The organism is Bdellovibrio sp. HCB290 (genome assembly GCF_047305925.1).
GTDB lineage: Bacteria > Bdellovibrionota > Bdellovibrionia > Bdellovibrionales > Bdellovibrionaceae > Bdellovibrio.
Genome location: NZ_CP178620.1, coordinates 1,169,213 through 1,183,702, shown reverse-complemented (window position 1 = coordinate 1,183,702; position 14,490 = coordinate 1,169,213). Strand labels below are relative to the sequence as shown.

Sequence of the window (14,490 nt, the reverse complement as noted above, 5' to 3'; positions counted from 1 at the left end):
CGACTTGAATTGAGCCAAAGGACAAAGAATTGGTTCAGCCCCCAAATCCCTCTGCTATTCTTAAAAATGAGTCGTGTTCCGTTTATGGGGGATGAAATTGAAACAGACCATCATCGCTAAATTTAAACGTATTGGCGTTAAACCTGCCGCTTTACTTGTCGGCGCCACGGTAACGATCTTTTCGTTTCAAAACTGTGGCGAGGGCTTCACTGTAATTAGCAGCCTGCAAGGTATTGAAGGCACCAACACTCCGGAATATGTAGATGAGTCTACAGATGTCACTGCCGGTAAACAGCTTTACGCACAAAACTGTGCTGGCTGCCACGGTGCTTTTGAAAACTCACAAGTCTCAGGTAAATCTTTAATCGATATCAAAACAGCGATTGCGAACACCCCACAGATGTTTGCCTTCCAAGCGCTTTCTGAATCCCAATTGGAACTGATTGCTCTTGCTTTGAATCCGGGTTCTCCAGGTACTACAACTCCGACACCGTCTCCATCACCTTCTCCGACTGCGACGGCTTCGCCTTCGCCTACGGTGTCTCCAACTGTGAACCCTTCGCCTTCTCCGTCACCTACAGTTTCTCCAACGGTATCGCCGTCACCGTCACCTTCTCCATCACCTTCTCCGTCTCCGTCGCCAACGACACCTCCGGTTCCAGCGAACAATTTCGCTTGTACGCCGGGTGAAGACCCAGGTATTCGTGACCTGCGCCGACTGTCGCGTCGTGAGTATTTGCAAACGTTGAAAGTCCTTTCTTATGGAAAGGTCAATATCGACTCTTTGCAAACAGATATCGACAATTTACCAGCGGATGTTGTAACCGGCGTGTTCGACACCACTGATATGTCCATTTCTGCAGCCCACGTCGAAGCACAAATGACTTTGGCTAAAAAAGTAGCGGGGCTATTCGCGGCAAGCTCAACGTGGAGAACTTCTGCAATGGGTAATTGCAGCAGCATGACCGATACTTGCTGGAATAACTTTTTTAACGGCTTTGGCCGTCTGGTCTTCCGCCGTCCCCTAACTGCGAACGAGCAAACAACTTATAAAGAACTTTATAACTCCGAGTTCGGTGGTAATCTGACCGATGGTTTAACGGTTGCAATCATGACCATGCTACAGTCACCAAACTTCATCTATAAAGTTGAACTGAATGGTACTGCCGTAAACGGCCGCGAAGATCTGGTTAAGCTTACTGATTACGAACTGGCTTCCCGTATCGCCTTCCTGGCAACGGGCCGTGGTCCAGACAACACACTAATGAATGATGCTGCCAACGGAAATCTGGCAACGGCAGATGGCTATAAAACCGTGGTCAATCGCGTGTTTGCAACAGCTGAATCCAAAGAGCACGTCGGGGAATTCTATGGCCAGTGGCTAGGTGTTAACCGCATGCCTTCTTCGAATCACTCGGCTTGGTTCTTAGGCAACGTTCCTCGCGCTTCCATTCAACCAGAAGCGATTCAGGAGATTAAAGACTTTACGACGTATTTCACTTACACAGTGGCCGGCACCTACCGTCATCTAATGGCCTCGAACACGACCTTCACTCAAGGCAATGCATTGACACAAATTTATGGTGCTGCCAAAGGTGTTGAGCTGTCGCCAGGTGAGCGTGCAGGTATCATGAGTCGCGTAGGTTTCATGTTCAGCCCGACTGACAATACCAGCCTTGTGCATCGTGGCCTTGTCGTACGCAGAAACATCCTTTGTGATTCCATCCCACTTCCAACTATTGGGCCGGACGAAAAGGACTTGTTTGCGCCACCAGTTCCAGATCCAACGCAATCACAACGTCAGCAAATTGAAACTCGTACTTCGCCAGTTCGCTGCCAAGCCTGCCACTCCCTGATCAATCCAATGGGCTTTGTACTTGAAAACTACAATGCCTTTGGTAAGTACCGCACTGTTGAAAGCATCTATGATTCAACGGGGAAACTCCTTGCGACACACCCTGTGAACGCGAAAGTAAAACCAAATATCGAATCTGCCAATGATCCTGAAGTGAATGGTCCGGCAGAAATGGCTCACGCCATTGCCAACTCTTCCCGCGGTCCGGCTTGTATGGTGAAACAATGGGGCACATATACCATAGGCCGTGCAATCACGGCTGCGGATAACTGCTCTATGAATACCAGCTTCTCGCAACTGACAGACCCGTCAAAAGCGAGTGCCAGCGGTGATCAACCAGGTACAATTTTAAATATGATTAAATCGCCAGCGTTTGATGCAAACTTCCGTTTGCGTAAACGTGGGGCTCTTTAAGAGGTTCGTATGCATTGGAATAAGTTATCACGTCGTCAGTTTTTAAGAGGATCCGGGACCTTCGCATTGGCCCTGCCCTTTCTGCCTTCCATGCTTCCTCACGCAGAGGCGCAAACCGGTCCTAACTTGAAAAAACGTTTTATCGCGATCCACAATGGCCACTGTCAGGCCGTTGAACATTGGTTGCCGGATCCAGCAAAGTTCACTTGGACCGAGTCACAAACTTATGCCCGTCAAGTGGCCTTGTCAGCAATTCCAGGTGCGATGTCACCGGTTCTAAATACGCAATTCGATGCCTTGCGCTCGAAGCTGACAATTCTATCCCGCTTGGATCCACTTTCAAAAACTCCGAATCACAATGCCGAGTGTATGCTAACCGGTGGAGTGGTTTCTGAAGCCACTTCCAGTATTGACCAGGTGATTGCCAAGTTTCTTTATGGCGGTTCCCCTCTGAATTTGTACGTCAAATCAGTGGATGACGGCAACTACAACGGTGCTTCGCAAATGAGTGTCTTGAATAAACAATACGTTCAAGGGCAATTCAACCCGTCTGCGGTTTTCTCGAATATGTTCGGAACCACAACGACGCCTTCCACACCGACATCGGATCCAAACAAACTGACTCGCCGGGATATCCTGGTGGCTGATAAGGTTTATGCGGAATACACGGCCTTGCGCTCGAACCGCCGCTTATCCAAAGATGATCTGGCTCGCGTTGAACAGCACATGGCTTTGATCACAGACCTGCAAAAGAAATTAAATTCAAGCATCGTGACCCCGACCCCAACGCCGGTAGCATGCTCGTCACCAAGCGGTCCGACAAGCTCACCGACAAAATCCTCGAATCCCGCGGATTTCCAGGTGGTGATTGATCAGATGTTTGATGTGATCGAAGTGGGAGTAAAGTGCGGTAAAGTCCAAGTGGCTACTTTGATGATGCACGTCTATGACTACTTCAGCGGCTCGGTGAATTTCGTTCCGGGCATCACAGGCTCCAACCGTTTCCATGAAGATATCAATCACGCCGGTACTGACGAGCTTCGCGCGATGAAACTGGCAATGATGACTTTCTTTGCCAACCGTGTGTCGCGCTTCCTGACGAACATGAATACAGTGGAGGACACCAACACGGGTGCGACTTATCTGGATAATTCCCTGATCTTCTGGGGTAATGACCAAGGTACAACCAAAAACACGAACGCCCACAACTCTGTGAACAATCCTGTTTTGTTGGCTGGTAGCGCAGGTGGCTTTATCAAGCCAGGCCGTCACATTGACTATGGTCCTTCTTATGGCTCTGTTCGCCGCCCAATTGGTGGTGACGAAAGCGCCTATAAACGTGGTCGCCCTTACAATCAGCTTCTAATCACGATCATGCAGGCTATGGGGATGCAACCAGCAGATTATGAAGTTGGCAGTACAGAAGGTTACGGTGTGTATGGCACATTAGAAAGTAGCTACACTTACCTTGGTGTAAACCATCGTCGCGAGATCCTGCCACTGATTAAAGGATAAAGCGGATTCAAAAAAATGAACCTATCAAGGAGTCTTAGAAATAAGGCTCCTTTTTTTTCGACCTTCCAAGGTATCCTTCCAAGATCCCTCCACCCACGTTTTGATCCGAAACTTGCCTTTTAGTTTCAAAAAATGATACCTTTCGAATGACTCTTGCAGGACCGCTCAAAAATCGGCAAATCTGTTTTTAGACCTCACCCTTAAAAACGGAGGAAGTATGAAGGCACTGATTCACTGGCTCTTATTTGCAGGTCCCTCAATAGAAGATATCGCTGTCTTAGAAAAAGAATTCGGCGAGGGTTTTCAAAATTGGAGTGAAGACTATGGACATTCAAATTCAAAAGATAAAATCTGTTCTTAAGGAACAGCTTAAAAAACGCAAGATGACCTACGAGGATCTGGCGCAGGAACTTGAAGTTTCAGTTCCCACCATCAAGCGCTGGATGGGTGATCATGATCTGGGACTGAATGATCTTTTTCGAATCTGTGAAGTTCTGGAACTAACCTTGTCTGATTTGCATGCCCTTTCTGCAAGTGCCAAAGCCTCACAAGGCCCTGCCCGCCTTTCAGACGAACAGCAAAAGTTTCTGGTTAAGAATATGAACTACCTATCGTTCTTTTTGCAGATCCATGATGGCAGAACTCCCCAGGAAATTGCCGAAAGATTTAAACTCAACAAACTGTCGGTGGATAAATATCTGGTAAAGCTTGAAAACCTGGGACTGATCAAAGTGACTGGCAAGTTGCGCGTAAAATCCACATTTGATGGCGCAGTGAATTTTGGCGATGGCATCCTTTCCAAAACCTATTACAAGCGCTGGATTGACGGCACTGGTGGTTTCTTTACCAACGTAATCATGGACGCCCTGACCAAAGAAGCCTCGATTGATGAAAAGACCCGCGATCACAAATCTCACGCGACCTATTCTATTCAATCTATTAAGCTGACCCAGGAAAGCTATATGAAATGGGCCCAAGAAGCACGGGCTGCGATCGCTCAACTTCATGCCATCAGCAAAATTGAAGAGAAAGCCTATAGCCCGGATAAACTGTTTTCCGCGGTGATCTTAAATGCCCATGCCTCTTTGCCACAGGACTCAGAGCGTCTGCTACAAATGGATGAGCTGGCGGGAAAAATCGAAAATCTTTAGAATGGAAACGAGAGTCCTGCGGTTACTGTGGTTTGATTAAACTTTTCTATGTACTGGGGCATGTTTTGATAGACGGTATCGGTCTCTGATTTGCCTTCAGTGTAGGTACGGTAAGCGCCTTCCACATTGATCGAAAGATGGCGGAATACGAGGAAGCCGATACCTGCGCGGATGGCTGTACCGGTGATTTCATCTTTTTTTGTGGCAGTTGGCTGGGTGATGTTTAGTTTGTCGGTGAAGTTATAACCGACCCACAAATTCCAACGCCCCATCCACATACCTAGATCTGCTCCGATGGATTCACGTTCAAATTTGTCCTCGTGAGTGTCGTATTTGATTTTCCCACCGGATGCCGCCATATACTCGCCAGCGAGCCAGGCTCCATTACCAAACACCCAACCTAAACGCCCTCCATAGGAAATGCTGTCTAAGCTTTTGCCATCAAGTTTAGCAACACCTTTAAGCGTTTCGCCAGCGGCTGTGTACTGGATGTTCGTGTCGCCTGAGACCTCATAAGCCACCATGGGTTCAAACAAAATCATGGCGTTTGCATTGATTACGAATGCGGTCGTCAGTATTGCCAGAGCGTATTTCATCAACTATCCCCCGATGTTTCATTCTGAGACTAAATCTTGATTATTTCGTCTAAGAAATTTTCAAATACACCTTTGGTCCAGGCTGGTTTCGGCCGATAAATTAATCAGCTGTTAGTAATGGGTAAGGAAAGCAAATGATCAAAACAATCGCATTAGGAATTGTAAGCTTGTCAGTCCTGGGAGCATTCATCTCATTCACTCCCCCTCAATCCCCAGATTTTAAAATCGAAGTCGTGCAAAAATCAGCCTTCAAAACCGAAGGTGCCTGTATGTCGCGAATTTTGGATAAGGCACCTAGAATTACCACTAAAGAAGGTTGCCGTCTGGGATAACCCCCGCATCCCTAGCTGGCCCCAGGTAATTTTCTTCAGCTGACATATTGTTACCGGCATGAATGTAATCCACCGACAAAATTTGAATATTATGGAACGGAAGATATGTCTCAAGGCAGGAATCTGAGACTTTGTTATTTTGCTATCCTAACTTACAGCCGAAACTAATAAAGTGAGCTTATCATCACGAATTAGCGGAGGCTTCGGTGAAACGGTCCTATAAACTTCAAAAGACACTATGGGCATTTGGGGCCGTGATAACAATGATCTCATTCAATAACTGCGGTGAGGGCTTTTCGACTTTAAGTTCAATCTCGGGTGGTAATTCTGAATTCTCAACAGCAAATGGCGAATCTTGCGAAGAAGCGATTGTAAAAGTCTACGCTAATACATTTCATCCATTTCTGAACCAAACCTGCGGAGGCTGTCACACTTCTGGAGGCATTGGCAAAGGAGTCTTCGGCAGTAAGGATGTCCTGGCATCCTACAACGCATTTACTCCTGTGGGCGCTGCTAAAATTTCCAGCCGTGCTGTTGATGCCAACCACCAACCTCCAAGCACGGGGCCTGCGAATCAGGCACGTATTGATGAAATCAATCTATTTTGGACAGCGGCCCAAGATAAATATGCACAATGCTTGGCTGACAACGGCCCTGTCGTGCAACCAAGTCCGTCACCAACACCTTCACCTTCTCCGACTGTAAGTCCAACGGTCACGCCAAGTCCTAGTCCTACACCTTCACCGTCGCCATCTCCGTCAGTGACGCCGTCGCCTTCGCCATCACCATCGGTCACACCGTCTCCGACGCCTTCTCCATCCCCAACTCCGACGCCGTCACCTTCGCCATCACCGTCTCCATCACCAACGGCGACTCCGGTGACATATACTCAACTGGCTGCTTCAGGGGGAGTCTTCGCGACAAATTGTTTCGCTTGCCACAAAGCAGGTAAAGCTTCAGATGGATTGGATTTGACGAATTATGCGCAGGCAAAAGCTGCGGCCTCGAGAATCAAAGCGCGCATGAACAACGCCAACGATCCGATGCCGACCAACGGTATATTACCGCAAGCCCAAAGATCGCTCGTCGACGCATGGATTGCAGCCGGCACACCACAATAGCCATTTCACGCAATACAACAAAAGACCCGCCAACTTTAAACTGGCGGGCCATATGGAACGAGTTTAGAACCATTATTGAATCTCTTAGGCAAACTTCTGCGTATCAAAACAAAGCTGAAATCATTATCGGCCTTAATTCCCTCTTCTAGTTTTGAATCTGACGTGTTAAACATACTCAATGTCGATCTTATCAAAGTTCCTACAATGAGTACCTACTCACCTTTTCTATCCTCTTTGGGCTGGAATGATTTCTTTCAAGCAAGTTTTGACAAAGTCAGTGAATCCGGTCTTTACCCTGCTCGCATTATTGGTCAGGGACGCGGGCATTATTACCTGCAGGTCACTGCAAACGACGTTTTGGAAGGTGTGATCAGTACTCGGTTATTTAAAGCAAGTAAAGCTGCTGATGACTTCCCTACGGTTGGTGATTGGGTCGCCTTCACTCCAAGCCAAGGGCAAGCAAAGGCCGAGATTCATCATGTTCTTTCCAGACAAAGCTATTTAGGACGACGACGTTCAGGTAACGAAAATAAGACCCAGCATCTGGCAAGCAATGTGGATCATCTGCTGGTGGTTACTTCGCTGAATGAAGATTTTGATCTGGAACGTATAGGTAGATATTTAGAAATCGGCAAAGACTCCGGCGCAAGCACGCACATTCTGCTGACGAAACTAGATCTATGCGCCCATCCGGAAGAGTATGTGCAAAAAATAAGAAATGAATTTGGCGATATTGAGATATTTTTAATTTCCAGCCTGCAACCGCAATCAATGGACGAATTAAAGAAGTTTTTCATCTTTGGAAAAACTTCGGTGCTGCTAGGTTCTTCGGGTGTAGGTAAATCCACCTTAAGCAACTACCTGACTGCAAGTGACGGCCAAGTAACCGGCGAGCTGGGAATAGATTCAAAAGGCAAACATACGACGACCTCTAGAAATATTCTGCGCACTCGGTGGGATGGTCTTGTTATTGATACTCCCGGGATGCAAGAAGTTCTAGCGATCAAGAATGACACAGAAGAAAGTTCTTCCCGCGATTTTTCAGATGTTGAGCAACTCACTTTGGAATGCAAGTTCACAAACTGCCGCCATCAAAATGATCCGGGATGCGCCATTAGCGCGGCCCTTAAAGCCAACACCCTCTCGACGGAACGCTGGGCGGCTTATCAAAAGGCTTTAAGTAAAATCAAAGTTCCTAAAAAGAAATGGCAGAAATAAAAGAACTATTCCCCATTCACGGGCAGCACCATTTTAAAAAACCGAAGCCCTCTGGACTTCGGTTTTTTTTATTTCAGGATTATCTTTAATTGAACTCGATAGGTTTGGATTTTTCCTGCATGGCTTCCTCCATCCAGAATTGCACGCCGTGGTGATCCTGGATGTTCTTCATGTATTGTTTGACCATCGGATCTTTCATCTTGATTCCGTAATTGATAAAGCGGAATACGACTGGCGCAAAGAATGCATCGGCAATACAAAAATCGCCGAACAAGAAAGGCCCTTCACTGACCTTCAAGGCGTCTTTCCACAACTTGATAATACGATTGATTTCAGCGCGCGTTCCATCCGTCAAATGCTTGACCGGTTGGCTGCGTTTTAAATCCATGCTTAGATTGGTTCTAAGATTTGGAAAGCCCGAGTGCATTTCCGCGGCATAGCTGCGTGCCAATGCGCGAGTCCCCGCTTCTTCCGGCCACAATTTTGCTTCAGGTGAAAGCTCGTTCAGATATTCTGCAATCGCCAATGAATCCCAAATGACTCGCTTGCCTTGTTTTAAAACCGGAACTTTTCCCGAGTCTGTGTACTTGGCAATTTGTGCGGCCGTTTTTGCATCATCAAGCTTGATGTTGATTTCTTTAAATGGCAGTCCAGATTGAACCGCCACCAGCCATGCTCTCATGGACCAAGATGAATAAGTTTTATCGCCAATCACTAGATCGAAAAATGGTTTGTCGCTGTGCACATGAAACGCCACTGAAAAACTCCTTGCATGAGTTAACGGTTTTCTAACGACCGGGCGCAAAAGTACACCAATTTAATTGGTACAAGGGTTGCATTTGTGAGTACTTCGCCTGGAGGAGAAGCCATAATGAAACCACTGTGTCTGATAATGAGTTTAATAATGTCGTTCGGTACAGCCCCCGCTTTTGCGTCGCGCGTTACTTGTAGTGCTCGCGACAAAGGATGGGAAGAACATTGGGGAGGCCACGATAGTTGTGGATCTTGCCAATCAAAACACGGCGACTGCGTTGAAACATGCTCACTAGAGTATTCCACATGCGAAGCTGTCGGCACAGACTACTTGGGAAATCAGATCAGAGTTAAAGGTTCTGGCGATGACCGTTGGAATGCGGAACAAGTTGCAGTCAACCTTTGCCAACGCAACTTTGCAAACTGCACAGTTGCAAGCTGCAACAACGAAGCAGAAGTAGTTTCTTCTCGCTACTGCCCAAAACGCCCGGAACCACCACCAGCACCTCGTCCACCGCCGCCAAGCCCAAAACCTCCGGCTCCTAAGCCACCAGCGCCAGCTCCTAAACCACCAGCGCCAGCTCCAAAGCCACCGGCTCCAGCTCCAAAGCCACCAGCTCCAGCTCCAAAGCCGCCAGCGCCAGCTCCAAAGCCGCCAGCGCCAGCTCCAAAGCCGCCAGCGCCAGCTCCAAAGCCACCAGCGCCGGCTCCAAAGCCGCCAGCGCCGGCTCCAAAGCCACCAGCGCCGGCTCCAAAGCCACCAGCTCCGGCTCCAAAGCCACCAGCTCCGGCTCCAAAGCCACCAGCTCCGGCTCCAAAGCCACCAGCTCCGGCTCCAAAGCCGCCTGCGCCAGCTCCAAAGCCACCAGCGCCGGCTCCAAAGCCACCAGCGCCGGCTCCAAAGCCACCAGCGCCGGCTCCTAAACCGCCTGCGCCAGCTCCGAAGCCACCAACTCCGGCTCCGAAGCCACCGGCTCCAGCTCCGAGACCTCCGGGCGGCCCTGGTAAACCAGGTGGACCTGGTGGTCCCGGCCCGGGCAGACCAGGCCCTGGTAAACCCGGTGGTCCCGGCGGCCCAGGCAAGCCAGGCCCTCGTCATATGAATGTGGAAACTTCTGAACTGATTCAAGTTGAAGGGAACTAAGAAATGAATGCACTAAGACTGACACTAATTACTTCAAGCATTCTGATTTCAAATTTTGCATTCGCAAAACCAGTGACCGTGAAAGACTGGTCACTGGACGACACAAGCGCGATTTGCGTCGCCTCCACCACTCGCGTGGTAAACGGACAGTCCTACCGTTTCGAATTGCGCTTTGAAAAATCCGGCAACACACCGGTCGAGGCCTACATTCGCGACGCTTCTGGTGCGGCAAAAGCTTTTCGTTTTACCACTGAAGTTAAACCCATCCAAAGCTTCGCCTTTATTCCCTTGCAAAGCGCCGACGGCTCCATGTCCTTCTGGCAAGTGCCAACCGATACCAATGCTTTAGTTTCTTACATCAAACGCCAAACTCGTCTGTTGGTTCAAGGTTTGGTTCCGAATCAACCCGCCAAAGCAATTGATTTTTCATTGCGAGGTTCCAGCGACATCGTTGATGCACTGGCGACTCAATGTTCAGGTGGCAAAGCTTTGGTAGCAATTGATTTTGAAAAATTCTTTGCTCCAGCGATGACAGCAACAATGGATCCGTTGACGTTCACTGCAGAACAAGCAGCGCAACTGCGCTCTTTGTACCAGGATTCCATCAACGCCAACACTTTGAAAGCGTCCTACCAGCGTCAGTTGACGGCATTGAACTCCCAATATGCAAAACAGATTCAAGAGCTGGGTCAGGTGACAGGTTCATTGGATCAATTAACGACAAAAGAGCTTGTGACATTAAGAAGTCAAAAAGCCACGCTTGAACAAAAAATCCAATCTTTGGATCAACAAATTCTTACGCAGCAAAATATGATCAAGGCAAAAGAGTCCGAAGTTGTGCAGGCCAATGCCGTGTATGACGATGCTTGGAAAGTGTTGGCGCCGTTTGAAGCAGAACACCAGCGCCTGAACACGCTGGCGCAAAACTCCAAAACGGATCTTTCGAAATACCAAGGTCAGCTTGCAAACATTGACCAAAGTATTCAAAGCAGACAGTCCGAGCTATCAGATGCCCAATACCAGGTTTCAACTTTGGACCGTCGCCTGTCTCAACTGGATGGCGAAATCCAAACGGCTCGTCAGTATGCCAACGCGACTGATTCCATTTATCGCGGCTTTGACTACAATCGCGAGCGCCATGACCGTATTCAGTGGCATCCGATCACAGAGTACTGCCGTCGCGGTGGTAGCGAGTACTGCAACAGTCTGATGAACAAAGTCAGCAACTATGCAGAAACAGAAACATACAATATTCAAAACCGCTTAAGCCAAAACGTGAACGCCACGCGCAGTCAGCTGGATGCAAAAATGTCATCCTATACAACAGTGGCGAATCAAATTAACGATTACCAAAGCAACGTGATTCCACGCTTGCAGGATCAAATCGCGGATTTGCGCAATCAACGCCCGGCTATTGATGCGGCGGTATCGCGCACTCGTGATGAAGTTGCAAATCGCACGGCGGCCTTGCAGTCCTACGATCAAAGTGTTGGTTACGCAGCTAAGAAAGCGGATGTGAATGCAAAAGCCGCGATCGTGGTGGCTCGCCAGAATGAATTGAAAACGCTTGAGCAAACACAAGCGGGCTATCAATCCTCTCGTTCGCAATCAGTGGCAGGTCTTTCAGCCACAGACAAAAAGATCCAGGATGTTCTGGCTAAGATTCAGGCCACTCAAGGACGTGAATCAGAACTTAATAAAGCCCTGGCTCCTTACTTTGCAGAAAAAACCCGCATCGAAGCGGCCATCACCGAATCGACAAATCTGATTAACTATAATAAGTCAGAATTTGCAGCGATCATCAGCGGAACTTAAAACGAAGAAGGCGGAGTGAAAACTTCGCCTTCTTTATTTAGTCATGTTGGGATTTGGACAAGATTGAAGTCGACGCGATGAGTTGTTAAGCGATTGACGCCCGAAGACTTAACATTTGGCAATATTGATTTGCAACTGAAACGCCAATGGGACAGAACATTGGTCAAGATTAACCGCATATAAGTGATCAATATGGGATCACGTTTCTACCGGGCACCGTAAAAGCCTGTCTATGAGAGGGTAACCATGAAAGCAATGCTTTCCACAGTTCTAGTTGTTTGTTCGATTTTCTTCGCAATCTCTGGCAATGCTGCCTCTCTATCCCAAGGTATTCCATACTACGGTGAAGAGTTTTACCAAGACCTGGCAAACGGCGCCTCTAATGGTGCTTTGATCGCTCGCCTGCAACAAATTCTTCGCGGCGAACACAAACAAATTCCAGGAAAATATGACCAGGTTTCTGAACACTGCTCTGGCGAAGGCTGCTACCAACACATCTCTTTGGGCTATGATGGTGCACGCGCTTGGTTGATGGGGACTTACTATTTGACTCAAGTAAACGGCCGCTATGCAGTAGCTGACGTTTATTGTGGTGTTCTTCGCACTGAAGAAGAATTCCCAGCTTCTCGCGGACCAGCACCTGGTAAATATCCAGACGGCAACATTCTGAACACAGAGCACACTTGGCCACAAAGCCGTTTCTCTGGTCAGTTCAACACTGGCATGCAAAAATCTGATTTGCATCACTTGTACCCAACAGACAACGAGTTGAATTCGATTCGTGGTAACTACGAATTCGGTGAAGTGGCTCGTGATTCCAAAAAATTGAAATGCCCGGTTTCTCGTTTCGGTAAACCAGCTCAAGGTGGCAACGACGTATTCGAACCACCACAAGCTCACAAAGGCAACGTGGCTCGCGCCTTGTTCTATTTCTCTGTTCACTACAGCATGCCGATCAGCCCACGCCAGGAGGCATTCCTGCGTAAATGGGATAAAGAAGATCCAGTGGACGATGAAGAGATGGCTCGTAACAACGCCATCCTGATGATCCAAGGGAACCGCAACCCATTCGTTGACTACCCTGAATTGGTCGACAAAATCAGCAAATTCTAAGCAACGAAGAAGCCAGAGGAAACTCTGGCTTTTTTAATATGCAACTTGTGTTTTAATTCTCACTTTTCCCGTCTCAAAAACGGGTCAAAAAACCGTCAATTTTGCACTAATTGATACGAGTCCTGTTTTGACCCGGTCCAAAATAAATCAAACATAAACTAATATACCGAAATACCGATAAGTAACCCATGCGGTTATTCAATAAAAAGAAAATGCCTGCCTACACTCCTCTGCAAATACCGGTCTATCGCGAAAAGCGTTATATTCTGCTATTGCCGTCTGCGCTACTTGTAGCTTCGGGTGTGGCCTTGGTGACCCTGTGCCCAATCAAGGATGCACAGGAACCAGTGAAGATATTTTCAAGCCAGGCGAAAAAGCAAAACTTAAAAAAAGCAAAAATTGCCAACAATTCAAAACCGCTTCGCTCGCCGGGCTCGATCATCAAATAACTGAAAAACTAGTTACAGTACTTACCCCAGGTATTGCCCAGCTTATCGCCGACACCGATATGCAATGAAGCACTTCCATAGTGACCGATTGCGCGGATGCGGCCGGCTTTACGCATTTTACAAAGCTCTTTAAATGCAGTGTTAGCTGTCGAATTGCTGGCAAAGCGAACGTCCACGGAAGTTCCGTAAGGATGTCTGCCGGCAGCACCACCGACGTTTTTATTGTAGGGCTCGGGTCTCCACCAGTTGTAGATTTGGCTGACTTTCAACCCTTTTGCCTGAAGGTCTTTGATCACCTTTACGGCAGCGATTGGATACTTCCAGGTTGTTTCATTCGGGTGAATCAACACATGGGCTTGGCTTGAGCCATAGGTACATCTAAAAGTATTTTTGCTGCTGGGATTCGGGCGAATCAGTTGAGCACACCAGGAAGAGTTCGAAGTTTCAGCGGCACATTTTGCCAGAAACTTTTCTTTCTTACTCAATCCCAAATTCACATTCGACTCTTGGGAGTTTGAAGCTTTCACACAGCCCAACGCCAAAATGTCATCACTAACGCCAGCATCCGCATTCTCGGCATGATCATGGCCATCATCTTGAGTTTGATCGTTTACGATATGATCGACGATGTCTTCAGAGTCTGCGTTCGTGGTATCAGCAGGATTCTGCTCGTTATCGACAACCTCTGTACTCTCTGTATCCTGAGCACCTTCTGTCTGTTCTGTTTCGATATGTTCAGTGAATTGGTATTCTTCGTTATCTGCTCTTTGACAAGAAACGGAAAACATTCCAAGAGCTGCGACGACTACGGTACTGAATAAAATCTTTTTATTCATTTTTCTCCCTCTGGCGCGTTTGTGTGCGCAATAACAGAAGGGTAACCTTGCCAATCAGCAACTTTGGAGAATGAATGACAGAACTGCAAAGAACTGGTGTTAAGTTTGGCGACTTAGGTTTTAGTTTTTATGAGAATACTTAGAGAAGATTTTCTATTGTGAGCCAATGACACCGAAT

14 protein-coding genes and 1 riboswitch are annotated in these 14,490 nt (G+C 47.7%); of the genes, 10 read left to right on the top strand and 4 right to left on the bottom strand.

Annotated features, from left to right (window positions below; all coding sequences use genetic code 11):
• Positions 1-91: 91 nt before the first annotated feature.
• The 4 genes from ACLVWU_RS05825 (at position 92) to ACLVWU_RS05810 (ending at position 4,935) form a co-directional block, all read left to right on the top strand.
• Complete coding sequence (locus tag ACLVWU_RS05825) at positions 92-2,269, top strand: DUF1588 domain-containing protein (protein ID WP_413578030.1); 2,178 nt, start codon at positions 92-94, stop codon at positions 2,267-2,269.
• A 9-nt stretch (positions 2,270-2,278) separates the two neighbouring features.
• The gene (locus ACLVWU_RS05820) at positions 2,279-3,784 is read left to right on the top strand and encodes a DUF1552 domain-containing protein (RefSeq protein ID WP_413578028.1); all 1,506 of its coding nucleotides are present in this window, start codon (positions 2,279-2,281) and stop codon (positions 3,782-3,784) included.
• A 217-nt stretch (positions 3,785-4,001) separates the two neighbouring features.
• Complete coding sequence (locus ACLVWU_RS05815; protein ID WP_413578027.1) at positions 4,002-4,145, top strand: hypothetical protein; 144 nt, start codon at positions 4,002-4,004, stop codon at positions 4,143-4,145.
• On the top strand, positions 4,108-4,935 hold the full coding sequence (locus ACLVWU_RS05810) for a helix-turn-helix domain-containing protein (protein ID WP_413578026.1): 828 nt from the start codon (positions 4,108-4,110) through the stop codon (positions 4,933-4,935). Before ACLVWU_RS05815 ends, ACLVWU_RS05810 begins: the two co-directional genes overlap by 38 nt.
• Here the strand turns inward: ACLVWU_RS05810 and ACLVWU_RS05805 are convergent.
• Positions 4,932-5,531 (bottom strand): hypothetical protein, encoded by a 600-nt coding sequence (locus ACLVWU_RS05805; protein WP_413578024.1) that lies wholly within the window; start codon positions 5,529-5,531, stop codon positions 4,932-4,934. The two genes, ACLVWU_RS05810 and ACLVWU_RS05805, sit on opposite strands and share 4 nt — an antisense overlap.
• Positions 5,532-5,665: 134 nt before the next feature.
• Here ACLVWU_RS05805 and ACLVWU_RS05800 point away from each other — a divergent pair, with 134 nt between their 5' ends.
• The 3 genes from ACLVWU_RS05800 to rsgA all read left to right on the top strand — a co-directional run bounded on the left by ACLVWU_RS05800 (position 5,666) and on the right by rsgA (position 8,202).
• Entirely contained in the window at positions 5,666-5,863 is a 198-nt protein-coding gene (locus ACLVWU_RS05800) for a hypothetical protein (protein WP_413578023.1), read from the top strand.
• Between the two features lie 206 nt (positions 5,864-6,069).
• A complete protein-coding gene (locus ACLVWU_RS05795) occupies positions 6,070-6,984 on the top strand; it encodes a hypothetical protein (RefSeq protein ID WP_413578022.1) in 915 nt (304 codons plus the stop codon).
• Between the two features lie 204 nt (positions 6,985-7,188).
• On the top strand, positions 7,189-8,202 hold the full coding sequence (rsgA, locus tag ACLVWU_RS05790; protein ID WP_413578020.1) for a ribosome small subunit-dependent GTPase A: 1,014 nt from the start codon (positions 7,189-7,191) through the stop codon (positions 8,200-8,202).
• A gap of 85 nt (positions 8,203-8,287) precedes the next feature.
• On the opposite strand, the gene ACLVWU_RS05785 is transcribed toward rsgA, so the two are convergent.
• Both ACLVWU_RS05785 and ACLVWU_RS05780 read right to left on the bottom strand, forming a co-directional pair.
• Positions 8,288-8,959 (bottom strand): glutathione S-transferase family protein, encoded by a 672-nt coding sequence (locus ACLVWU_RS05785; RefSeq protein WP_413578018.1) that lies wholly within the window; start codon positions 8,957-8,959, stop codon positions 8,288-8,290.
• Positions 8,960-9,426: 467 nt separating this feature from the next.
• Positions 9,427-10,038, bottom strand: coding sequence for a hypothetical protein (locus tag ACLVWU_RS05780; protein ID WP_413578017.1), 612 nt, complete (start codon positions 10,036-10,038; stop codon positions 9,427-9,429).
• 64 nt (positions 10,039-10,102) lie between these two features.
• Here ACLVWU_RS05780 and ACLVWU_RS05775 point away from each other — a divergent pair, with 64 nt between their 5' ends.
• From ACLVWU_RS05775 to ACLVWU_RS05765, 3 genes are all read left to right on the top strand, one after another.
• On the top strand, positions 10,103-11,914 hold the full coding sequence (locus ACLVWU_RS05775) for a hypothetical protein (RefSeq protein ID WP_413578015.1): 1,812 nt from the start codon (positions 10,103-10,105) through the stop codon (positions 11,912-11,914).
• Positions 11,915-12,069: 155 nt separating this feature from the next.
• Positions 12,070-12,167, top strand: a riboswitch (purine riboswitch).
• Entirely contained in the window at positions 12,161-13,027 is an 867-nt protein-coding gene (locus ACLVWU_RS05770; RefSeq protein WP_413578014.1) for an endonuclease I family protein, read from the top strand. It overlaps the preceding riboswitch by 7 nt.
• A 188-nt stretch (positions 13,028-13,215) precedes the next feature.
• The gene (locus ACLVWU_RS05765; protein ID WP_413578012.1) at positions 13,216-13,476 is read left to right on the top strand and encodes a hypothetical protein; all 261 of its coding nucleotides are present in this window, start codon (positions 13,216-13,218) and stop codon (positions 13,474-13,476) included.
• 8 nt (positions 13,477-13,484) lie between these two features.
• On the opposite strand, the gene ACLVWU_RS05760 is transcribed toward ACLVWU_RS05765, so the two are convergent.
• A complete protein-coding gene (locus ACLVWU_RS05760; protein ID WP_413578010.1) occupies positions 13,485-14,312 on the bottom strand; it encodes a hypothetical protein in 828 nt (275 codons plus the stop codon).
• Positions 14,313-14,490 lie beyond the last annotated feature (178 nt).